This window comes from Rhodococcus sp. MTM3W5.2, assembly GCF_001984015.1.
Taxonomy (GTDB): Bacteria; Actinomycetota; Actinomycetes; order Mycobacteriales; family Mycobacteriaceae; genus Rhodococcus_G; species Rhodococcus_G oryzae.
In genome coordinates, this window is record NZ_CP019572.1 from 5,292,559 (window position 1) to 5,315,283 (window position 22,725).

The following is a 22,725-nucleotide window of genomic DNA, read 5'->3' on the forward strand; positions in this document are numbered from 1 at the left end:
TCGTACCCGCACGGCACACTGGGCGCCGTGCGAATCGTGTTGGTGCCAGGACCCGAGCGGGCCCTGGCGATCCGCACGGACGACCGCGGGCGCGCGCTGGGCGACCCGCTCCCCTTTCCCGACCCGTCCGCCGCGGTGCGCGCCCTCGAACCGGGCGAGCACCCGCGGTGGGTGTGGGCGGACACCGCTGCCGTCTATCCCGCCGTGCTGCGCGACGGCCTTCGCGTGCAGCGCTGCCACGACCTGGCGCTCACCGGCGCCCTGCTGAGCGTGCGGGCGGGCGGGCCCGCCGTCTCCCCGCAGCCCCCGGCAGACGAACGCCCCGGCCTGTTCGACGCGGCGCCACCCCTCGACCCCGCGCGGGTGGTCGCGGACCACGACGCGCAGCTCGCGCTGATCGGTGACGATCCGCGCCTGCGCCTGCTGGTCGCCGCCGAGTCCGCAGGCGCTCTCGCCGCCGCCGAGATGAGTCACCACGGACTGCCGTTCTCCGCCCGCGAGCACCACCGGCTGCTCGAACGCACCCTCGGCCCGCGAACCACCGGAGACGCTGTGCCACAGCGGATCCGGGAGATCACCGAGGTGATCAGCACGGCATTCGGGCGGCGCGTCAACCCCGCGTCGCACATCGAGTTGGTCGAGGCCTTCGCCCGCGACGGCGTCGAGCTCACCTCCACCCGCGCCTACCTGCTGCGCGACGTCGACCACCCGGCGATCGAGCCCCTGCTGCACTACCGCGATCTGGCCAAACTGCACGCCGCCAACGGCTGGACCTGGCTCGACACCTGGGTGCGCGGCGACCGATTCCGGCCCGTCTACGTTCCGGGCGGGGTGGTGTCCGGACGCTGGGCCAGTCGCGGCGGAGGGGCACTGCAGATCCCGAAAGCCTTGCGCACCAGCGTCATCGCAGACCCCGGGCACACATTCGTCATCGCCGACGCCGGGCAACTCGAGCCCCGCATTCTGGCGGCCATGTCCGGCGACCCGCTTATGGTCGCCGCGGCGGGCGCGGACGACCTCTATGCGCCGGTCGCCACCGAGGTGTTCGACGACGATCGCGGCAAGGCCAAGGTGGCGATCCTCGGCGTCCTGTACGGGGCCACCGCAGGAGAGTCCCGCGCACTGCTGACCTTGCTGCGCAAGCGTTTTCCGGTCGCGGTTCACTACGTCGAGGATGCCGCGCGGGCGGGCGAACGCGGCGAGGTTGTGCACTCCTGGCTGGGCAGGGCCTGTCCGCCACCGGACGCCGACTGGTGGTCCGGCGGAGATGCACACGCACGCGGCCGGTTCACCCGCAACTTCGTGGTGCAGGCAACGGCGGCGGAGTGGGCGCTGTGCCTGCTGGCCGATCTCCGGCGACGAATCGCGGACGACGACACCGCCGAACTGGTGTTCTTCCAGCACGACGAGGTGGTCGTACACTGTCGCGATCCGGAGTCCGCCACCGCGCACGTGCTGGCCGCGACGGAGGCCGCCACCCGGCTGCTGTTCGGCGACACGAGGGTGCGCTTCCCGATGGACGTCGCGGTGCGGGACTGCTACGCCGATCCACTCGAGACCTGAAGTGGCGCAGCCAGTTCGGCTTGCCGGCGGATCCCCCGCGGCGAGTCTCCGGCGATGTCCCGGACCGCGCGACTGAACTGACTCAGACCGACGAAGCCACTGCGGAGCGCCACCTGACTGATGGTGAGGTGCGCGGCGCCCGGATCGGTCAGCAGGGCGACACCCCACCGGACCCGACGTCGACGGATCAACTCGTAGACCGAGTACTCCTCGTCCTCGAACAGCTTCTGCAGGTAGCGGGGGCTGACGTTGATGCTCGAGGCGACCTGAGCAATCGTCAGCCTGGGGTCGGTGAAGTTGCTCTCGACGAATTCCCTTGCCCGCGCTCGGTTTCGGAGACCGATCTCGTCACGAACCTGGGTATCGCCGGTCGCCTGGTGGATCACCGCCAGGCACAGGTCGAGGATCGCGCGCTCGATCAGCGCGGCCTCCGCGGAGCCAGGGCCGCACACGTCGGCTACCGCGAACTTCTCGATCGCCGCGGCGATCGTGTCTCCGAGCGGCGAGGCGGTGACCGCGGCCCCGACCAGGGTTCTGGTGTCCACCGACCGTGCGGTCAGCAGGTCGTGCGGCAGGTAGACGAAGACGTAGTCCCCGCGATGGGAGAGCTCGACCTCGAAGGGGGCGGCGAAGTCCACGAAGGCGATCTGGCCCGCCTCCGCACAGCTGGCGACGCGGTTCTGCCGGATCCGGATCTCCCCCGACCGAACGCACACCATCGACAGGTACACGCCGTGGTCGTCCGCCAGCCGGTCCGGCGCCCGGATCCCCGAAACCGCCGAGGTCCGAAGCCTGTTCACCCGGATCGAACCGAAATCCGCCGAGTGCATGACGGCACGGAAACGGTCAGGGTTGATCGCCACCATGTCGGCCGCCGCCGACAGGGTCTCGAGGCCTTCCGGCCCGCTGAGACGCAGACCGTCGGCGAACTGCTGGGTCAACGACGCGGCCTGCGGTAGAGACTTCCCCTTCATACGCACCCCTGCCCACCCCCGACAAAGGAACCTTCTGTGCGGTGAAGACTACAGCCCGAGCGGACCGTACGGTCTCGTACGAGACCGATTCACCAGGCCGGAGCGGCGGCGACCTCGTCGAGCAGGTGCGCCACCCACTTCGCGCTGACGTCGGCGCCCCCGCCGACGGTCCGGTGGATGATCTCCGCAACGGGCGAGGGCGCCCGCGGGTGCAGCGCCGCGGCACCCGCCCCGGAACGGTCCCCGGTCGCGAGGGTGGCGAGTGCCACGCCGAGACCACGCACGTCGCAGGAACGGTCGGCATCCGGGAGCGGTCCAGGAAAGGCCAGGAACACATGTCCTTCCATGCTCACGCGGAGCCGATCCGGATCGTCGAGGGCGAGGACGCCGTCCACCTCGTGCGCCCGGCACACCGCGTGCGCCAGGGGCCGGACCGCGGCCGCGGCGTCGACCGCCGACAGCCGGCCCTCCACGACCTCGGACAGCGAGCAGCTCGGTACCCACTCGGTGACGACCGCCCCCGCCGATTCCGCGTCGACCATGTCGACGATCCGCGGGACGGCCGAGGCGCGGATGCCGCACATCCAGACGGTGCGGGCGAAGATCTCGTCCGTGTCCACCTGCGGGCCAGGGTCGCCGCGGACGCCGTCGCCGGTGAAGAGGGTCAGCCCGACCTCACGGCCGGTGACCAGGTCGAGCCCGCGCCAGAACTCCGCAGACGGCACCGCGCCACAGCAGGAGAGCAGGCGGTACCGTCCGACTGCGAAGGTGCTGCCCGGGATGCGTCCCGACGGCGCGACGCACCCGGGGACATGTGGCCTGACGAGACCGGTCGAATTCGCTGCGACGATGGGCAGCCGTTCGGTGTCAGCGCGCATAGACCGGCATTCGGTCCGGCGAATGAGTGACATCCAATGTCATCGGTGCATCCTCACACAGGGCCGGAAAGTAAATGACCCCTAAAACCATTGGTTTTCGGGGTGCCGAAATGGACGGTCATTGTCGATATCGACCTGGTGACTCGAACTCGCAGGTAGGACCGGCCCGCGGGCGTCGGCGGCCGAAACCGGTGCGCGCACCCAGGCGCGAATTGTCGAAACCTCGTGCGCGAATCGCACGGTCCCGCGGATCGATTCCGCGGCCATTTCTCCCATCCCACGCGAGCGTGGCGCCGCCTACGCACGCGGACGCAGGTGGCGGCGTCCGAATCGAGGTGGAGTTGAATTGGACGGTGCCCGATGTGACCCCCGACCCCTCACGCAATGCCCGGCTGCCTCCGGCACCGCGGACGCGGTCGCTGGCGTTCGGTCTCCCGCCCGCGGGCAGGCGATGGCCGGGTGGGGTGCGGGCGGCACTGGCGTTCGGGGTGCCCGCGCTCCTCGCCGTCGCGTTCGGCCACCAGGAGCAGGCGCTGATCTTCAGCCTCGGCGCCTTTGCGGTCATCTACGGCGAGGGCAGGCCGTACCGGGCCCGCTGGCGAGTCGTTCTCCTGGCAGGCGCCGCACTGTTCACGGCCGCGGGCCTCGGCGCGCTGGTCGGCGGAACCGTCTACCGGACTTGGCCTTTCGACTCGGCGACACCGGCGCTGATCGAGGTCGCGATGCTCGCCGCGGTCGCGCTCGTCGGGACCTATGTGGTGTCCGCGGCGAGGCTCGGCCCGCCCGGATCGTTCTTCTTCGTGCTGACGTGTGCGGTCGCCACGATCATGTCCAGGTCCGGGATCTCGGCCGCGGTCATCGTGGGCTGCACGGCAATCGGCGTGGTCAGCGCGCTGGTCGTGGCGATGGCGGGGGCACTCCGCGACCGCCGGGCACCCGAGCGCGACGCCGTGGCCGCGGCCGTGCGGTCGGTGAACGCCTATGTCGACCTGCGCAGCAGCGATGCCCCCGCGGTCGCGGCGAGACACCAGGCCGCGACCGCGGTGCACGCAGCCTGGGCGGCGGTCTACGACGCGGGGCTGCCGGAGCGCCGACCCAACTCGGATCCCGTCCGGTCGCTGCTGTCCGCACACCTGCGACTGGTGGGGGTCGCCCGCTCCGACGCCGAGGACGGCCCGGACCTCGAACTCGACGCGCCCGCCCCGCAGATCCCGTTGGCGCGACCCGATTTCCGGTACCGCATGCGGCGCTCGCTCGCCCTCGACTCGCACGCCTGCACCACCTCGCTGCGGGTGCTGCTGGCGTGCCTCGTCGCGGGCTCGCTGAGCGTGGCCGTTGGCTTGGATCGGCCGGACTGGGCGGTGATCGCGGCGGTCCTGGTCCTGCACCAGGGACCCGACCGGATCCGCGGCACCGTGCGCGGAGTGCACCGCTTCGTCGGGACGGCGGCGGGTCTGGTGCTGTTCGCCGCGCTGTATGCGCTCACGCCGACCGGCGCAGGCCTGATCGTGTTGCTGATGGTGTTGCAGTTCCTGATCGAGCTGTACATAGCCCGCAACTACGGGCTCGCGGTCATCTTCATCACCCCGCTGGCGATGCTCATCGGTGGCGCCTCGCATCCCGACGCGGACATCGGGCCGATGATCCTCAACAGGTTCCTCGAGACCCTGCTCGGCGTCGTCGTGGCGCTGGCCGTCCTGTGGTCGGTGGCCCCGCGCGCGCACCGTCGCGACCTCCGCTGGACCGAGAACCGCACGCTCGACACCGCGCTCGCCCTGGTATCCGGGCTGCGTACCACCGCACCGACCGCGCCCGCCGTGATGGCGCTGCGACGGGACGTCCAATTCGAGCTGATCGGTGCGGGTTTGAGCGCGGCCGATGCCGCTCACAACGAGCGTGCGTGGACGCAGCGGCAGTGGCCGCGGCACCTCGAGATCTGCACGCTGGGGTACGACCTGCTCGCGCAGTGCTGGGCGACGGACCCCGAGGGGCGGCTCGCCGATCCGGACGGATGGGAGGATCGGGTGCGCGCCGTCAGATCAGCGCGAGCGCCCCGCGGAGGGTGAACAGCACGCCGAATCCGAGGAACACCCCGACACCGAGTTCCTTGTTGCGGCGGATCATCCACGTCTTCGCGCGGTCCAGCCCGCGACGCGCGCGGTCACCGAGGAGCAGGTAGACCCCGATCGGGACCAGGAAGTCGAGCACCGAGGCCAGCAGCAACAGGACGGTCCCGACCAGTGCCTCCGGCCACGTCGAGCCGTAGCTCGAGATGATGCTCATGCCCGAGAGCATGATGAACAGGTTCGGATTGAGATTGGCCAGGAGCAGACCGATCACGAATGAGGTGCGCGGGGTCGCCTCCTCCAGCTCGAGCATCCACTTGGGCGTCTCGGCGACGAGCTTGCGGCGCTGCAGCAGCTGGAACAGTCCCACCACCAGGAAGAGCACACCGACACAGAGCCCGATCCAGTGCGACACGGTCTGTGAGGTCGCCGACGGATCCCCTGCCCCGCCGAGCAGCGCCGCCACCCCGATCACGGTGTACACCATCAGGAATGCGCCACCGAAGCTCAGCGCATTGCGGATCGGGTTGTCCGACTGCAACAGCAGCACGCAGCCCGCGATCGCGGCCGGGGTGATGACCAGCCCGATCATCTCCGGGATCAGCAGCAAGATCAGCTCGCCCATGTCGTCCTCCACTCATACGGACGGCGGGCACTGCCGCCGATCCCGCCGAAGGTTAGCGTTCGTCACGGTCCGCCGATTCACCCGCGAAGCATGAGACGCCGACCGACAGTCCGGGTTTGACTGGGTGCCCGTCGAGCGGAAGGACCGCCATGGTCGACACCACGGCACTCACCGAGCTGTACAAGGACCTGCACGCCAACCCCGAGCTGTCGTTCCACGAGACCCGGACCGCGGGCATCGTCGCGGACCGGCTGCGCGCGCTGGGTTTCGAGACCAGCACGGGCGTGGGCGGGACCGGTGTCGTCGGAACGCTGCGCCGCGGCGACGGCCCCATCGTGCTGCTGCGCGCCGACATGGATGCACTGCCGGTCGCGGAGGAGACCGGGCTGCCCTACGCCAGCACCGCGCGCGGCACCGATCCCGACGGCGCGGATGTCCCGGTGGCGCACGCGTGCGGCCACGACATGCACGTGGTGTGCCTGCTCGGTGCGCTGGAGGAGTTGGCGGGAGACCGAACCGGCTGGCGTGGAACGATTCTCGCGGTATTCCAGCCGGCCGAGGAACTCGGTGGCGGCGCGCAGGCCATGGTCGACGACGGCCTGTTCGACAGGTTCGGCACCCCAGACGTGGTGCTCGGGCAGCACGTGGGCCCGTTTCCGGCCGGCATGCTCGCCGTCCGGCCGGGACCCGCCTTCGCCGCGACGGACGCACTGCGAATCAAGATGTTCGGCAAAGGCGGCCACGGTTCGCGGCCCGAGACCACGATCGATCCGGTGGTGATGGCCGCGTCGACGGTGCTGAGGCTGCAGACCGTGGTGTCGCGGACGGTGGCCGCGACCGACACGGTGGTGCTGACGGTCGGTTCACTCCGCGCGGGCACCAAGGACAACATCATCCCCGACGAGGCCGTGCTCGAGGTCAACATCCGCACCTACGATGCCGCGGTACGTACCAGGGTCCTCGACGCGGTCACCCGCATCGTCGATGCCGAGGCCGCCGCCGCGGGCGCGACCCGTGCGCCCGAGATCACCCCGATCGACAGCTTTCCGGTCCTGGTCAACGACCCGGCGGCCGTGGAGCGCACCGCCGCCGTATTCCGCGCCCGGTTCGGCAGCGATCACGTCTTCGACCCGGGGCCCGTCACGGGCAGCGAGGACGTCGGCGTCTTCGCGACCGCGTCCGGGGCGCCCTGCTGCTATTGGCTTTTCGGCGGCGCCGATCCGGAGGCATTCATGCGGGCCGCCGCGGCCGGGACCACCGACCACGACATCCCGTCGAACCACTCAGCGCGGTTCGCTCCTGTCATCGAGCCGACCCTGACCATCGGCATGGAGGCGCTGGTGGCGGCCGCCCGGGAGCGGCTGGGACAGGGCTGAATCTGTTCAGCCGACCCTGACGATCGGCGGGATCTCGTAGGTTCCGTCGAACACCTCGGGCCGCGGGCTGTACATCCGCAGCAGCGGGCGGAAACCCGCAGCAGGGGTCGGCAGCCAGTTCGCCAGCGCGGTCGGGTCGGTCGGTTCGGCGGCGCTGAGGGTGATCGTCAGCGAGCCGTCCTCCGCGTAGACCAGCCCGGGGGTGCGGTCGCCGATCGAGTAGCGGTCGATCGGGTTGTCGACCAGGTAGTACTCCGGCACGTCGTACATGGTGATCGACCAGAACGCGTCCACCGGCGGCGTCTGCGCGAAGGTCAGCGTGTAGCTGCGCTCTCCGCTCAACTCGGCGCCGTCGCCGTCGAGGTAGACCGGGGCGTAGGCCGCCTCGTATCCGTGGTTGCCCCACAGCCCGCCCATCGCCGCGGCCGCGCGCAGCCCGATCGCTTTGGTGCGGTCGTCGATTCGCCACTCCGGCGAGTTGATGGTGCCGATCTCGAAGTAGTCGTCGTTGTAGTCGAAGATGTGGAACGGCTGATGCCATCCGTTGACGATGGTGTCGCCCGCCCCGGACTTGAGGGCGGCCACGAGTCCGTCGTGGCCCGCCTTCGCCCCGGCGGTCAGCGCGTCGACCAACTCCGGGTCGGCCTCGGCGTACGGCGAGGCACCCCACTCCAGCAGGCCGAGCGGCTCGAAGGCCTGCTGGAGCGGCAGGTCCTGGGCCGCGGGCGGGTAGGCCTGCAGGTAGACCCGGAGCTTCTCCCAGAACGCCAGCGCCTCGGGCAGGTTCGGATCCGGGGTGGGCAAACCAAGGGGTCGGGTCTGCTCGCCCACCTCCGTCAGCGTGAGCTGCTGCTGCAGGGCACGAACGCGGGGCAGGTCGTCCTCACCGGCGCAGGCCCACCGCCCCACGATCGACGCGACCACGGTGGGGCAGGAGATCCTGCGGACGCCAGCCGGCGTCTGCCCCGACCAGCCCGGCGGGGTGAGCAGGTACCGCCCCGCGGCCGTGCCGGTGGCGCGCTTGCCCACGTACGCGAAATTGTCGGTCCAGGCGTCCACGAACTGGAGCACGTAGTAGGCGCCGTCGGTGTCCGGAACCTCCAGCAGCAGCGGACCATTGGTGAGGTCGAGCTGCCCCATGGAGTACACGGTGTCGTTGTTGATGGAGACGAAGGTGTCCTTCGGCCCGGCGAGCTCGGCGGCGTGACTGAACTCGTTGAACGGTGCTGCCGCGTTGGCCCCGACGCCCGTCGTCGTGTAGCGGCGGACCTGATCCAGGTTGAACACCAGAGGGAATCCGTACACGTAGGCCTTGGCGGCCAGATCCTTCAGTTCGCTACCCACCGAACACACCCCTTCTCCGACGTTCCCCATGGCACCACGGGGGAAGGTCCGGCGACCTCACCCGTCTCGTGTGAGTTGCGAACAATCGAGCCGACCTAGCGTCGGTGGCAATCGTGTCGTCGACAGGAAGGTCATCCATGCCCGAGCAGCTGCCCGGTTCCGTACTCCCCATTCCCGACCAGCAATATCAGGGGCCGTTGTTCTTCGACGCCAAGCACCCTGAAGCGAAGCTGCCCCCGATCGAGATGAACCGGCCGCCCGCCGGCGCCCCCAACGTGCTGCTGGTGCTGCTCGACGACGTCGGATTCGGCGCTTCCAGCGCGTTCGGCGGCCCGGTGCACACGCCGACTGCCGAGCGCCTGGCCGCTGGCGGGCTGAAGTACTCCCGGTTCCACACCACCTCGCTGTGCTCGCCGACCCGCGCCGCGATGCTCACCGGCCGCAACCACCACGCGGTGGGTATGGGGCACATCACCGAGACCGCGACGCCCGCGCCGGGCTACCGGTCCACCCGACCGAACTCCTGCACCCCGCTCGCGGAGATCCTGCGCCAGAACGGCTACAACACCGCGCAGTTCGGCAAGTGCCACGAGGTGCCGACCTGGGAGTCGGGTCCCACCGGACCGTTCGACCACTGGCCCGCGTTCAGCGGCTTCGAGCGGTTCTACGGATTCATCGGCGGCGAGACCAACCAGTGGCAGCCCGCCCTGGTCGACGGTGTCTCCGCGATCCTGCCGCCGGACGACCCGGACTACCACCTGATGCCGGACCTCGCGGACAAGGCCATCGACTACATCAAGCAGCAGCAGGCGCTGACCCCGGACAAGCCGTTCTTCACCTACTTCGCACCGGGCGCCACCCACACCCCGCACCACGTGCCGAAGGACTGGATCGCCAAGTACAAGGGCAAGTTCGACCAGGGCTGGGACGCGGTCCGCGACGAGACCTTCAAGAAGCAGCTGCAGCTCGGCGTGATCGGCGCCGACTCGGACCTCACCGCCCGCCCCGACGGCATCATGGCGTGGGACGACATCCCCGATGAACGCAAGCCGATCCTGGCGCATCAGATGGAGGTGTACGCGGCATTCCTGGAGTACGCGGATTTCCACGTGGGCCGGGTCGTCGACGCCATCGAGGAGATCGGCGAGCTGGACAACACCCTGATCCTCTACATCATCGGCGACAACGGCGCCTCCGCCGAGGGCGGCCTCGAGGGAGCTACATGATCACCACCGCCTCCAACGGTGGCGGCGAGTACGAGACCGTCGAGTTCTGGAACGAGCACCTCGACAAGATCGGCGGACCGGAGGCCTACAACCACTACGCGGTCGGCTGGGCACACGCGATGTGCACGCCGTACCAGTGGACCAAGCAGGTGGCCTCGCACTACGGCGGTACCCGCAACGGCACGATCATGCACTGGCCGGGCGGCATCGACGCCAAGGGCGAGATCCGCACCCAGTGGCATCACGTGATCGACGTGGCCCCGACCATCCTCGAGCTGGCGGGCCTGGCGCAGCCGCACACGGTCAACGGCGTCACCCAGGTGCCGATGCACGGCACCTCGTTCGCCTACTCGTTCAACGACTCCGAGGCCGACGAGCGGCACAAGACCCAGTACTTCGAGCTGATGGGCAACCGCGGCATCTACCACGACGGCTGGACCGCGGTCACCAAGCACCGCACGCCGTGGGACGTGGTGGCCCAGGCGCCGGACTTCTCGCTGGACGTGTGGGAGCTCTACGACACCACCACGGACTGGACGCAGGCACACGACCTCTCGGCGCAGCACCCGGAGAAGCTGGCCCAGCTGCAGCAGCTGTTCATCATCGAGGCCGCCCGCTACAACGTGCTCCCGCTCGATGACCGGGCCGCGGAGCGGATGAACCCGGTCCTCGCCGGTCGCCCGACCCTGGTGCAGGGCGACAAGCTACGGCTGTTCGAGGGCATGACCCGGTTGGGCGAGAACGTCGCGATCAACATCAAGAACCGCAGCTACTCGGTGACCGCGCAGATCCAGGTCCCCGACGGCGGCGCCGAGGGAGTGGTCGTCACGCAGGGTGGCCGGACCGGCGGCTGGGCGCTGTTCACCGAGGGCGGCAAGCTCGGCTATCACTACAACTACTGCGGACTGCGCCGGACCACGGTGCTCTCGGAGGATGCCCTGTCGCCCGGCGAGCACCAGGTGCGCGTCGAATTCGCCTACGACGGTGGTGGAATCGGCCGCGGTGGCACCGCGACGATCTACGTCGACGGCGACGAGTCGGGCAGTGCCCATGTCGAGCGCACCCATCCGCTGTACTTCTCCTTCGACGAGGGCCTGGACGTCGGCATCGACACCGGCATGCCGGTGTACGAGGGTTACAAGACCGAGCGTGGCAAGTTCAACGGCAAGATCGACTGGGCCGACATCGAGCTGGGCGACGATGACCACAGCCACCTGATCGACCCCGAGGACGCCCTCGCCGCGGTGCTCAAGCACCAGTAGGCGGCTCCGCCGCCCGTGAGTCCTTTTGGTCCGCAGTGGGGCCAGAAGGACTCACGGGCGCGAAGCGCCTATCGCGTCGTCGACGGTCGCGAAGATCCGTCCCGACTCCTCGAACTGCCGACCCAGCTCCGTCTTGCGGGCCGTCTCCAGGTCGCGCTGCGGCACGGCCACGAAACAGATCGTGACGCCCCGAGCTGACAGATCCTCCGCGAGGTCCCGGATGTGATGCATCACCGTGGTGGTGATCTTCCACGCCCGTGAACAGTCCAGCACGACGGTCTTCGCGCCCGCGGCCTCGATGCGTTCCGCGATCGCCGTGACGTTGGCCAGCACGTTCGCGGTGTACAGGGCCGAATTGATCCGAAGCACAAGCGGATCGGTCGGATCGGTCGGCGCATCCTCGTCACCGCCGATCCACCGACCGTCCGCGCCCTGGTGCAGCTGGACCACGTGCGGTCGGTTGAGCTCCCGCAGGACCAGGTACAGGGTGAACAGCACGCCGACGGCAACCGCGGGCAGCAGGCCTGCCGTCAGCCCGATCAAGGCCGTCGCCAGCGCAATCCAGAACTCGAGCTTGTTGATCCGCCAGAACCTGGCGAACGCGCCGATGTCCACCAGGCCGAGCGTCGCGACCACCACCATCGCCCCGAGCGTCGCCTGCGGCAGGTCGCTGAGCACGGGGGCGAGGAACAGGGCCACCAGTACCGCCAGCGCCGCGGTCACCAGCCCGCTGGCCTGGGTCCGCGCTCCGGCCCGCAACGCCACCGCCGTCTGCGAGAACCCGCCCGCAGGCGGCAGGGTGTGGAAGAACGCCCCGGCCACCGAGGCCACACCGTTTGCCAGCATCTCCTGGTCGCTGTCGATCTGCGGCTCGCCCTGCCTGCGCACCCCACGCGCCACCGACACGGTCTCGAGGAAGGCCATCGCCGCGATCGCCAGCGCGCCGGGAATCAGCGCGCCGATGTCATCGAGGCTCGGGATGCCCGGTAGCGGAATGCCCTGCGGGACTTCTGCGATCAGCTCCACACCGCGGCCGTCCAGTCCCGCGAACGCGACCAGCCCGATCCCGGCCGCGACCACCACCAGCGGTCCGGGGATCCGGGGCACCAGCTTCGACATCGCGTACAGCGCGCCGATCGACCCGGCGGCGAGGAGCACCGTCGCACCGTTCGCGTCACCGATCTGCCGCAGCGCCGACCACACCACCCGGAAGAATCCCGTCGCGTCCGGGTCGGACGGCACGCCGAGCAACTTCGGCAGCTGACTCGCGGCCACCGTCAACCCGACGCCCACCTTGATGCCGGTCAGCGTCGCCTCGTTGATGTTCTCGATGATCGAACCGAGTTTGAGCACCCGCGCCAACAGCAGGATCACGCCGACCAGCAGGGTCAGCGTCATGAGCGAGGTCTGCGCGTCCTCCGAGCCGGCCGCGATGCCGGCCCCGATCATCGTCGACGCCGTCAGCACGGCGATCGTCGACGTGGTGCTGACGCTGACGGCCCTGGCCCCGCCGAGCATCGCGTACACGACCATCGGGACCATGCAGGTGTACAGACCGATCTGCACCGGCATGTCCGCGATCGTCGCGTAGGCCATCGCCTGCGGGATCACCACGGCACCGGCGCTGAGACCCGCGACCACATCGGAACGCAGCCAGGACTTTCGGTAGCCGACCAGCGTCGGAGCCAGCACCGCGGCATCACGCCGCGTTTTGAGCCCAGTCACGACTACTGCTTCATCATCGCGACGTTCATCAGGTGCTCGGGCTCGACGAGGTGACTGTGATCGTCCTCCCCGAGGTCGATGACCACCCGGTCGATGGTTCCGGTGAACGCATTCCCGGTTGCCTCGTAGTCCGGCGACACCGGCGATGCGAGATCCTGTCCGACGTCGAGGGTCTCGTCAAAGGTGAACTGGAAAGGGATGGTGCGTTCGACGCGGCCCTCCCCGACCTTCCGATCGGCACCGAAGAGCGAGACAGTGCCGCCCTTACCGAGTCCTCCGCCGTCGTACGCGAAATGCACGCGCAGTTCCTGTTTTCCGGGTGCCACCGAGGTATCCGAACGGACGATGGCCGTGTCGATGCCGAGCAGGTTGTAGGCGAAGGCGAGCTTGCCGTCGAGCGCGTAGAACGACCACCCGCCGTAGGCACCTCCCTGCGCGACAATCACCCCGTTCACACCGTCGGCAGGCACCTCGACCTTGGCAGTCACCGTGAACGACTTGTTCTTGATGTTGATGGCCGAGTTCTCACTCAGGCGCCGCATGCCGCGGTAGAGCGTCTGACTCTGCGCCGTGATCAGCGCCGGACGGCCCGCGAGATCCGGGTTGAACCGCTCCGCCGTCCGAATGTCCATCGGCAACACGTTGAATCGGGCCGCCTGGACGAGGAACAGCCGCTGCAGGTGGGCGAGCTTGTCCGGGTACTCGGCGGCCAGGTCATTCGACTGCGTCCAATCGTTCTCGACGTCGTACAGCTCCCACACGTCCTCGTCCAGGCCGTGATCCGAACCGAGCCACGGATCCTTGTGCTTGGCGACCGCGGTCCAGCCCTTGTGATAGATCGCGCGGTTCCCCACCATCTCGAAGTACTGCGTCACGTGCTGCTCGGCCGCGTCGGCGTCGGCGAAGGTGTAGTTCATCGCGGTGCCCTCGTACGGATGCTGCGTCACGCCGTGCACCGTCGACGGTTCGGGAATCCCCGCCGCCTGCAGCACCGTCGGCGCAACATCGATGACGTGGGCGAACTGGCTGCGGATCTCGCCGCGCGCCGCGATGCCGTTCGGCCAGCTGACGATGGTGCCGTTGCGGGTGCCGCCCCAGTGCGAGGCCACCTGCTTGGTCCACTGGTAGGGCGTGTCCATGGCGTGTGCCCAGCCGACCGCATAGTGGTTGTACGAACTCGGGGTGCCGAGGTCGTCGATGTGGGCGGCGACGTACTCCTCGGTCTCGATGTCGTTCATGTGGTTGATCGTGAAGCCCTCGTTGGTCGTCCCGTGCATCGAACCCTCGGCCGAGGCGCCGTTGTCGCCGATGATCACGTAGACGAGGGTGTCGCCGAGCACGTCGAGATCCTCGAGCGCGTCGAGGAGGCGACCGACGTGGTGGTCCGCGTAGTCGAGGAAGCCCGCGTAGACCTCCATCTGACGGACGAGGGCCGGCTTGATGGTCTCGCTCATCTCGTCCCAGGCGGGGATACCGGGGCTGCGCTCGGTGAGCACGGCGTCCTGCGGGATGACGCCGAGCGCCTTCTGCCGGGCGAAGGTCTCCTCGCGCAGGGCATCCCAGCCCTGGTCGAACTTCCCCTTGTACTTGTCGGCCCATTCCGTCGGCACGTGGTGCGGGGCGTGCGTGGCGCCGGGTGCGAAGTAGGTGAAGAACGGCTTGTCCGGGGCGAGGGACTTCTGCTGCCGGGTCCAGTCGATGGCCTTGTCAGTCATGTCGCCCATGAAGTGGTAGCCGTCTTCGGGCGTGCCCCACGGCTCGACCGGCGAGGTGTTCTCGTAGATCGCCGGGTACCACTGATTGGTCTCGCCGCCGAGGAACCCGTAGAAGTACTCGAATCCGCCGCCGGGGTGCGGCCAGTGGTCGAACGGTCCCACCGCCGAGGCCTCCCACACCGGGACCTCGTGGCACTTGCCGAACTGGGCGGTGTTGTAGCCGTTGAGCTTCAAGGTCTCGGCCAGGGGCGCACAGTTGTTGGGCCGCAGCGAGCTGTAGCCAGGTGCACTGGTGGCGATCTCGGTGATGCCGCCCATCCCGACGGTGTGGTGATTGCGCCCTGACAGCAGGGCGGCGCGCGTCGGGGAGCACAGCGCGGTGGTGTGGAAACGGGTGTACTTGAGGCCCTGCGCCGCGACCCGCTCGAAATTCGGGGTATCGATCGGACCGCCGAAGGCGCTCGAGGCACCGAAGCCCACGTCGTCGATCAACACCACGAGCACGTTCGGGGCGCCCTCGGGAGGGAGCAGCCGCCCGATCGGCGGGAACTTGGTGTCCGGGTCCGTGGCGTCGTAGGTGACCGTGCCGGTGTACGCGAGGTCCGGGATCGGAAGGGTTCCGCGCTGAAGACCATTCACGTCATTGCTCATGATGTCGAGACCTTTCCGTCGTGTTCCCGCATCCAGCCGGCCGTGGACTGGACTGCCATGTCAGATGCCCGAACCCTGATCCGCGAGGGCCTCGGTGACGGTCGGATACAACCCGATGCTTCGACCGTCGGGAGCCGCTTGCTTGAGCGTGTCCCGGAACTGCCCGATATCTCGAGCAACCCGTAGCTCGATCCCCTTGCGCCCGAGCGTGTCCCGCAGCTGCATCAACATCTGGGCGGCGCTGACATCGACGAACGGCGATGTCTCGGCGTCCAGCACGATCGTGCGGGTCTCGTCGGTGCAGAGCGCCTCGATGCGATCTTTCACATGATCGGCGTTCGCGAAGAACAGGCCGGCCTCGACGCGGACCACCACCACGTCCGGGCGGGTGGCGATCTCCGGATGACGCTCGGCGTCGACCCACAGCGAGCCCTCCTTCGCGAGTGCCGCGACGTGCGGACGCGACGAGCGATAGAGCAGCAGCAGCATCGACACCCCGATACCGATCACCAGGCCGGGGAGGGTATCGAACAGCAGCACGCCCATCATCGCGGCGACCGCGCCGGCGAAGTCGGCGCGGGCGGCGGGCCCGTAGATGCTGCCGAGCCGCTGCGTCCACACACCGTAGAGCCGCCTCAGCGCGGACACGTCGACCAGTTCGATCACCGCCGCGATGACGACGGCGGCCAGCGTGGCCTCGGGCAACTTCTCGAACAGCCCGGTGAGGAAGAGCAGCGTGACCACCGTGAGCGCCGCCACGACCAGGCCACTGACCTGACTCTTCGCACCCGCTCCCCCGTTGACCGCGGTCTTCGAGAGGCTGCCGTTGACGACCATGCCCGACGCCAGGCCCGATCCGAGGTTCGCCGCCCCCAGGCCCATCAGCTCGCGGTTGGCGTCCACCTCGTAGCCGGCCTTCGCCGCGTACGTCTTGGCCGCACCAAGGCCCTCCGCGAAGCCGATGAGCAGCACGCCGACAGCAGGCCCCAGCAGGTCAACGTAGTCGTCGAACCCGACGCCGCCCGGCAGCCCGACCGAGGGCAGCCCGGAGTCGATGTGCCCGACGATCTCGACACCCTCGCCGTCCAATCCCAACACCGTGACCGCCGCGATCCCGAGCAGCACGGCGAGCAGCGAACCCGGGACCAGCGGCAGCCAGCGCTTGAGCCCCAGCACCACAGCGAGACTCAGCAGGCCGACGGTCAGTGTCCGCCAGTCGGTGTCACCGAGGTGACTGATGACGCCCCAGGCCTGCTCGAAAAAGTTGCCCTCGGACTTCGGCACCCCGAACAGCTTGGGCACCTGGCCGATGATGATGGTCAGCGCGAGTCCGACGATGAAGCCCTTGAGTACCGGCTCGGAGATGAAGGACGCGATGAAGCCGAGCCGGATCATCCCCGCGAGCAGGCCCACGATGCCCGTCGCGATGGCCAGCACCGCGGACAGCGCGAGGTACTTGCCGCCGTCGGCCCCTGCCAGTGGCGCGATGATGGCCGCGGAGAGGGCCGCCGTCGCGGACATCGGCCCGACCACCAGGTGCCGCGAACTGCCCACCGCCGCATAGAGAATCAGTGACGGGATGGCGGCGTAGAGTCCCACCACCGGCGGCACGCCGGCGATGGTCGCATAGGCCAGGGCCTCTGGCACCAGCACCGCCCAGACCGTGAGTCCGGCGATGACGTCGGGACGGGCCCACTTGCCCTGGTAGCCCTGGAGGGAGCCGAACAGCAACCAGCGCCGCCCTGCCTTGTCTGTCGTGTTCACTTTCGGCCGGCTCCCTTCGTACGGTTGCCTCATGATCGGTGCTCCGACCCCGGACGCGCCTCACCTCGTGAGGGTGAGGCGCATCCGCTCGACCGGAACGGCCGACAAAATACGAGGCTGTCGTCGACGGGCTGACGCGACGGGAGACCGATCAGGCTCCGGCGCCGGTGGCGTCGAGCAACGGCTGACCGATGACGCCCATCGTGGCCGACGCACCACCGAGCGCCCATCCGCCGTCGGTGGCCAGGACAACCCCCGACACGTAATCGGCGAGCGGGGACGCCAGGAACCGGCACACGTTGGCGACGTCGCGCGGGGTGCCGTATCGGCGCAGGGGAACGCTGTTGGTGACGAGGGCCCGGTCCGCCTCGGTCGGTGCGAGGCGCGCCATGCCCTCGGTCCCGTCGATCGGGCCCGGGATCACACCGTTGACCCGGACCCCGGCCGGACCCCACTCCAGGGCGAGCACCTTGGTGAGCATGTCGACGCCTGCCTTCGCCGCGCACACGTGCGCCTGCGTCACCGTCGGGAGGACGGCCTGCGGCGCGGAGATGTTGATGACCGAGGCGCCGGGCTTGCGCAGGAACGGGTACGCGGCGCGCAGGACGTTGAAGGTGCCGAGCAGGTCGATGTCGACGACCGACTTGAATCCGTTGGCCGAGAGCCCCAGTGCCGCGGCGGGAAAGTTGCCCGCGGCGCCCGAGACCATCACGTCGAAGTCGCCGAACCGGTCGTGCGCGGCCTTGAGCACCGTCTCCGTCGCGGCATAGTCGCGAACGTCCGCGCTGCCGCCCATGGCCTCGGCCCCGAGCGCGGTCAGCCGCTCGACCGCGGCGTCAACCTTCTCCTGCCTGCGGCTCATGACCGCGACCCGGGCGCCTGCCCTGGCGAAGTCCTCGGCGATGCCGAGGTTGATCCCGCTGGTGCCGCCCGCAACGAACACGGTCTTGCCGGTCAGATCGATCGACTGGACGAACTCGGTGGCCATGCCAACTCCCTCGCTGTGAAAATAATCAGTGCTGCGAATGGTTTCTGTAGCGGACCATACTGGAAGCCGAGCACGGTGCTGGGGCGCGGGCACCATATGATCGTCACTCCCAACCGCCCTGGAATCGGAGGTGCCGACTCATGGCCGAGCCCTTGGTCTCCGACGCCGCGGCACGCCACACCGGCTGCCTACTGATGAAGCTCGGACAGGCGATGTCCCGCCTCAGCGAGGATCGGCTGGCCGACCTGGGGCTGCGAACCCGGCACTACCTGATCCTGCAGGCACTCGCGGAGGCGGGCGCCCGCTCCCAGCTCGAACTCGGCAGTCAGCTGCGCATCGATCCCACGACCATGGTCGCGTCCATCGATCACCTCGAGGGGCTGGGACTGGCAGGCCGGACACGGGATCCGCAGGACCGCAGGCGCTTCCTCATCGCGATCACCGACGAGGGCAGGCGCGCCGCCGCCGAGTCCGACGGATTGCTGGCCTCGCTCAACGAGGAGACCCTGGCCGATCTCGACCCCGCACGGCGCGAGGACCTGCACCAACTGCTGCTGGCGCTCAACGCCGGGGACGCGCTGCCGCGGGCCTACGACGCCACTCGGGACATTCCGCACTGATCCCGGCTCCACGGCGGCGTTCGGTGCCCTGGCTCTGGCGCCTCACCGGTCCGGGTCTCTCTGCCCCTCGGATCGATCCCGGCCGGCGGCGGCCAGCACCTTGTACAACACGATCTGCTCGTTCGCGAACGTGAGCGCCGTCGCGGGACTGGTCCCCTCGCCGCGCGGCGCCAGGTACAGCGGGATCTCCGGGCTGATCCCGAGCACGTAGTCCCGCATCTCCGCTCGCGCGGGTTCGTCGAGCCCGCCGCCGATGACGACGAGGTCCGCCTTCCCCTCGGTCAGGGTCTGCCCGATCAGGGCGCGGTCGTTGGTCGCGACCACGTCGCGGCCGAAACGGCGCAGCTCTTCGGCCAGAACATCCAGCGTGGATTGGAGCTTGCCGATGAGCAGAAGCCTCGGTTCAGCCATCTGCACCACCCCTTCGCGGTCGACTCCGCTACGAGAACACCCAACCACGCAGGGCCAGGAAGCGCAGGACACCGACGAACGCACTGACCGCGACCACCGCGACCGCCTGCACCAAGCCGCCCACCGACGGCAGCCAGAAATCGAGCAGGGCAAGCGAGAGCGTGCTCAGTGCCAGGCCGACGAGCGCAAGCCCGCCGCCCTCCCATTGCGCCGGGAACCAGCGGACCCGCGCGGACGCGTGGAAGGTCAGCCTGCGATGGAGTTCGTTGGCCAGGGCGGTGCTGACCACCACGCCCGCGACGTTGGCCGCGAGCGCGCCCCGGGAGTGGAGCAGGAGGAACACCAGTGCGTACACGATGTTGCTCGATCCGCCGACGAGGACGAACCGGATGAACTGCGCGGTGACGCCGTCGCCCCGCAGCCGACGACTCCCGGTCCGTCCCCCGATCCAGGGATAGGACCCGTCGGGATCGTCGCGGACGGGCGCAGGTTCGCCGCGACCGTCACCGTACGTGATCACGTCGTCCATGAAAGCCCCTTCTCGACGCGGACATCCGCATCTGTCCCCCTCAGCGGGACGCCGCGTCGCCTGCAGGAGACGAGCCGCCCGAGATCAGTGCCGGCACGACGACGCCGTCGACCAGCCGCTCGATGAAGTCCAGGTCGATCGGCTCCGCCATGACCGAGAGCCGATGGAAGGTGATCGCGGGGAAGACGGCGCCGATCAGATCGATGTCCCGGTCGCCGCGCACCTCCCCCCGTTCGACCGCCCTGGCGACGACCGTCGCGAAAACCTCCTTGTACGGCACCGAGATGGCCTTGTTGACCGCCTCACGCAGTCCGCAGTCGTGCACCATCCCAGTCAGCAGGCCGCCGACAACCGCGTCGCGCCGCGAGTCCGGGTCGTGCCAGGACCTGGCCATGAGCACCAAGTCGGTCCGGAGGTCTCCGGTGTCGGGGGCGAGGGCGATCTCGTGGAGCAACGCGACCGCGTCGGCGACGAGCTCCGGCTTGCCCGCCCACCGCCGGTAGACGGTCGTCTTGCCCGCCCCGCACCGCGCCGCCACGGCGTCGATCGACAGCCGGTCGAATCCGACCTCCGCCAGCAGATCCTGGGTCGCGACCAGCAGCGCCCGATCGCGGTCCGCGTCGCGCGGACGGCCGGCCTTGGCTGACGATGACACGGTGACCTCCATTTGGAATATAGATACGCTACCGTTTCGTATCCTATTCCCGAAGGACGGGCCGCCTTCTGGTCCGCCCGCGGTCACTCGAAGGTGCCGTGCCGCCCCGCGCCCTCCGCGAAGCGCATCGCACCCTCGAAGGTGCCGTCCGCAAGGGAGATCGCGCCGTGCCGCAACTCGACGAGCATCGCCTGGTCCTCCGCCAGCCCCTCCTGATCGAGGACGGAGAGCCGATCCTGACGCATGCAGGTCTGAGGGAACGCCGCCAGGTCGGCCGCCAGCCGCTGAGCGGCAGCCACCGCCTCACCCGCAGGGACCTTCCGATTCACCAGCCCGATGCGGTGCGCCTCGTCCGCGTCGACCGGCCGCCCGGTCAGGATCAGGTCCATGGCGTGGCTGGCACCGATCAGGCGCGGCAGGCGCACCGTTCCGCCGTCGATGAGCGGAACGCCCCAGCGCCGACAGAAGACGCCGAGAACGGCGCCCTCCTCCGCCACCCGCAGGTCCGCCCACAGGGCGAGCTCCAGCCCACCCGCCACCGCGTGACCGGCGATCGCGGCGATCACCGGCTTCGAGAGCCGCATCCGCGAGATGCCCATCGGGCCGTCACCGTCGAGCGCGACCCGATTGCCCGCCCCTGAGCTGATCGCCTTCAGATCCGCTCCCGCACAGAAGGTTCCGCCCTCGCCGTGCAGCACGGCGACCGCGGCGTCCTGGTCGTCGTCGAAGTCACGGAAGGCGGCGGCGAGTGCCTCGGCCGTGGGCCGGTCCACCGCGTTGCGGACGGCGGGCCGGTTGATACTGATGGTCGTGACCGGTCCGTCCCGTCGGACGAGAACCACATCATCGGTCATGGGTTTGCCTTTCTCAGCGCCGCGGCTTGAGGCGCGTGTTCGGCAGGATCGGCGCGGGGATGGTCTCGCGCCACTGCGCGGGAAACGGCCCGTACCGTCCGGGCGTGGCCGCGGCCTGATCCGAGCGTTCGCGCTGCCAGTCCTCGCGGAACTGCACGACCTCGTCGTGGCTGCGGCCGATGAAGTTCCACCACATGACGATCTCCTCGCCGAGCGGTTCACCGCCGAGCAGCAGGATGCGCGTCTGCTCGTCGTCGGAGGCCCGCACCTCCACCCGGGAGGCACCCGGCGACAGATACACCAGTTGCCCCGGCTTCGCGCCCACCCCGCCGACCGTCGCGCCACCGGTGTCCACCAGCACGCCGTGCTCGAAGGCGGGGTCGAGGTCGAGCTGCAGGGACCGGCCGGGCGGCAGGGTCAGCTCGGCGCCGAGCAGCGGGCTGAACGTCTTCACCGGGGACCGCTGCCCGAAGAGTGTGCCGAGGAAGACCAGCACCCGCACCCCGCCGTGATCGACCACCGGCGGCGCGTAGTGCTCGAAAGCGGGTGCGGTGAAACGATGTTCACCCGGGAGCGCCACCCACAGTTGGACACCGTGCAACACGGAGGTCTGCGGCGTCGAGAACTCGGAGTGCGCGATTCCCGAGCCCGCGGTCATCAGGTTGATCTCGCCCGGCCGGACCAGCGCATGGACACCCGTGGTGTCGCGGTGTTCGATCTCCCCGGTGAACAACCAGGACACTGTCTGTAGCCCGGTATGCGGGTGACCGGCGACCTTCATACCGCCGCTCGCCGAGACATCGTCTGGCCCATAGTGATCGAGGAAGCACCAAGCGCCGATGAATGACTGCGCGCGTTGTGGGAGCGAGCGCCGCACCGGCATCGCGCGCGGGCCGCCGAGGGGGACGTCGCGGTAGTCCAGGAGCCGCGGGCCGCTCTCGCGGCCGTCGTCGGCGGCGCAGACCAGCTCATCGGGAGCGGGGTCGAGATTGCTCATCGTTCCTCGATCCTGGGCGCAGCGGCCCCTCGACGGACTCCGCCCGAACCTACGTCGGACCGCATCCAGGGTATCGCTGCGGCATAGTGGGGCCATGGCAGACGAACATGTCGCAGACGCACCGGCACCCGCGGTCCTGGACGCCCCCGCGTTGCACCGCTACGAGATCCGCCTCGGCACGGAGCTGGCCGGATTCACCGAGTACCTGGATCGGGATGACCAACGGATCTTCTTCCACACCGAGATCGGGGAACAGTACGGCGGCCGCGGCCTCGCGAGCCGGCTGATCCACGACGCGCTCGCCGAGACCGTCAGCGGTGGCAAACGGATAGTCCCCATCTGCCCCTTCGTCGCCGGCTACCTCGAGAAGCACGACGACTTCGCCGCCGCGGTGGACCCGGTGACACGCGAGGCACTGCAGGCCGTGCGGGATTCACAGGCCTGACGGAATTTTTGCGCTGGGCTCCGAGTTACCCACATAGTTGATCTTTTGACTACATGA

The 22,725-nt window shown here is 69.2% G+C and carries 18 protein-coding genes and 1 pseudogene; 6 read left to right on the plus strand and 13 right to left on the minus strand.

Annotation, left to right across the window (positions count from 1 at the left end; translation table 11 throughout):
* The first annotated feature begins 27 nt into the window (after positions 1–27).
* Positions 28–1,563, plus strand: coding sequence for a bifunctional 3'-5' exonuclease/DNA polymerase (locus BTZ20_RS24190; RefSeq protein ID WP_077043955.1), 1,536 nt, complete (start codon positions 28–30; stop codon positions 1,561–1,563).
* On the opposite strand, the gene BTZ20_RS24195 is transcribed toward BTZ20_RS24190, so the two are convergent.
* Positions 1,539–2,537: a helix-turn-helix domain-containing protein gene (locus BTZ20_RS24195; protein ID WP_077043105.1), complete on the minus strand. Its 999-nt coding sequence runs from the start codon at positions 2,535–2,537 to the stop codon at positions 1,539–1,541. The genes BTZ20_RS24190 and BTZ20_RS24195 overlap by 25 nt on opposite strands.
* An 89-nt stretch (positions 2,538–2,626) precedes the next feature.
* Positions 2,627–3,415, minus strand: a complete 789-nt coding sequence (locus BTZ20_RS24200; protein ID WP_077043106.1) for a hypothetical protein — start codon at positions 3,413–3,415, stop codon at positions 2,627–2,629.
* Between the two features lie 353 nt (positions 3,416–3,768).
* On the opposite strand from BTZ20_RS24200, the gene BTZ20_RS24205 reads away from it, so the two are divergent.
* Complete coding sequence (locus BTZ20_RS24205) at positions 3,769–5,481, plus strand: FUSC family protein (protein WP_223263498.1); 1,713 nt, start codon at positions 3,769–3,771, stop codon at positions 5,479–5,481.
* On the opposite strand, the gene BTZ20_RS24210 is transcribed toward BTZ20_RS24205, so the two are convergent.
* Positions 5,450–6,106, minus strand: a complete 657-nt coding sequence (locus BTZ20_RS24210; RefSeq protein ID WP_077043957.1) for a GAP family protein — start codon at positions 6,104–6,106, stop codon at positions 5,450–5,452. The two genes, BTZ20_RS24205 and BTZ20_RS24210, sit on opposite strands and share 32 nt — an antisense overlap.
* A 149-nt stretch (positions 6,107–6,255) precedes the next feature.
* Here BTZ20_RS24210 and BTZ20_RS24215 point away from each other — a divergent pair, with 149 nt between their 5' ends.
* The gene (locus BTZ20_RS24215) at positions 6,256–7,482 is read left to right on the plus strand and encodes an amidohydrolase (protein WP_077043107.1); all 1,227 of its coding nucleotides are present in this window, start codon (positions 6,256–6,258) and stop codon (positions 7,480–7,482) included.
* Between the two features lie 6 nt (positions 7,483–7,488).
* Here BTZ20_RS24215 and BTZ20_RS24220 read toward each other — a convergent pair whose 3' ends face one another.
* Positions 7,489–8,826, minus strand: coding sequence for a DUF1254 domain-containing protein (locus BTZ20_RS24220; RefSeq protein WP_077043108.1), 1,338 nt, complete (start codon positions 8,824–8,826; stop codon positions 7,489–7,491).
* A gap of 137 nt (positions 8,827–8,963) precedes the next feature.
* On the opposite strand from BTZ20_RS24220, the pseudogene BTZ20_RS24225 reads away from it, so the two are divergent.
* Positions 8,964–11,314, plus strand: a pseudogene (locus BTZ20_RS24225) (arylsulfatase).
* A gap of 51 nt (positions 11,315–11,365) precedes the next feature.
* Here BTZ20_RS24225 and BTZ20_RS24230 read toward each other — a convergent pair.
* The 4 genes from BTZ20_RS24230 to BTZ20_RS24245 form a co-directional block, all read right to left on the minus strand.
* Positions 11,366–13,039 carry a SulP family inorganic anion transporter gene (locus tag BTZ20_RS24230; protein ID WP_077043109.1) on the minus strand — a complete coding sequence of 558 codons (1,674 nt, stop codon included), beginning with the start codon at positions 13,037–13,039 and terminating at the stop codon, positions 11,366–11,368.
* Positions 13,040–13,041: 2 nt separating this feature from the next.
* Entirely contained in the window at positions 13,042–15,405 is a 2,364-nt protein-coding gene (locus BTZ20_RS24235) for an arylsulfatase (protein WP_077043110.1), read from the minus strand.
* Positions 15,406–15,465: 60 nt separating this feature from the next.
* Positions 15,466–17,169, minus strand: coding sequence for a SulP family inorganic anion transporter (locus BTZ20_RS24240; RefSeq protein WP_411269097.1), 1,704 nt, complete (start codon positions 17,167–17,169; stop codon positions 15,466–15,468).
* A gap of 151 nt (positions 17,170–17,320) precedes the next feature.
* Complete coding sequence (locus BTZ20_RS24245; RefSeq protein ID WP_077043111.1) at positions 17,321–18,157, minus strand: SDR family oxidoreductase; 837 nt, start codon at positions 18,155–18,157, stop codon at positions 17,321–17,323.
* Between the two features lie 140 nt (positions 18,158–18,297).
* On the opposite strand from BTZ20_RS24245, the gene BTZ20_RS24250 reads away from it, so the two are divergent.
* A complete protein-coding gene (locus tag BTZ20_RS24250) occupies positions 18,298–18,777 on the plus strand; it encodes a MarR family winged helix-turn-helix transcriptional regulator (protein WP_077043112.1) in 480 nt (159 codons plus the stop codon).
* 42 nt (positions 18,778–18,819) lie between these two features.
* Here the strand turns inward: BTZ20_RS24250 and BTZ20_RS24255 are convergent, their stop codons facing one another.
* From BTZ20_RS24255 to BTZ20_RS24275, 5 genes are all read right to left on the minus strand, one after another.
* Entirely contained in the window at positions 18,820–19,188 is a 369-nt protein-coding gene (locus BTZ20_RS24255) for a hypothetical protein (RefSeq protein WP_145982402.1), read from the minus strand.
* A gap of 28 nt (positions 19,189–19,216) precedes the next feature.
* Positions 19,217–19,717: a GtrA family protein gene (locus BTZ20_RS24260; RefSeq protein ID WP_083742826.1), complete on the minus strand. Its 501-nt coding sequence runs from the start codon at positions 19,715–19,717 to the stop codon at positions 19,217–19,219.
* Positions 19,718–19,757: 40 nt separating this feature from the next.
* Entirely contained in the window at positions 19,758–20,372 is a 615-nt protein-coding gene (locus BTZ20_RS24265; protein ID WP_189636540.1) for a TetR/AcrR family transcriptional regulator, read from the minus strand.
* Positions 20,373–20,455: 83 nt separating this feature from the next.
* The gene (locus tag BTZ20_RS24270; RefSeq protein WP_077043115.1) at positions 20,456–21,226 is read right to left on the minus strand and encodes a crotonase/enoyl-CoA hydratase family protein; all 771 of its coding nucleotides are present in this window, start codon (positions 21,224–21,226) and stop codon (positions 20,456–20,458) included.
* 13 nt (positions 21,227–21,239) lie between these two features.
* Positions 21,240–22,223 carry a pirin family protein gene (locus tag BTZ20_RS24275; RefSeq protein ID WP_077043116.1) on the minus strand — a complete coding sequence of 328 codons (984 nt, stop codon included), beginning with the start codon at positions 22,221–22,223 and terminating at the stop codon, positions 21,240–21,242.
* Positions 22,224–22,317: 94 nt separating this feature from the next.
* Between BTZ20_RS24275 and BTZ20_RS24280 the strand changes: the two genes are divergently transcribed.
* Positions 22,318–22,668 carry a GNAT family N-acetyltransferase gene (locus BTZ20_RS24280; RefSeq protein ID WP_077043117.1) on the plus strand — a complete coding sequence of 117 codons (351 nt, stop codon included), beginning with the start codon at positions 22,318–22,320 and terminating at the stop codon, positions 22,666–22,668.
* Positions 22,669–22,725 lie beyond the last annotated feature (57 nt).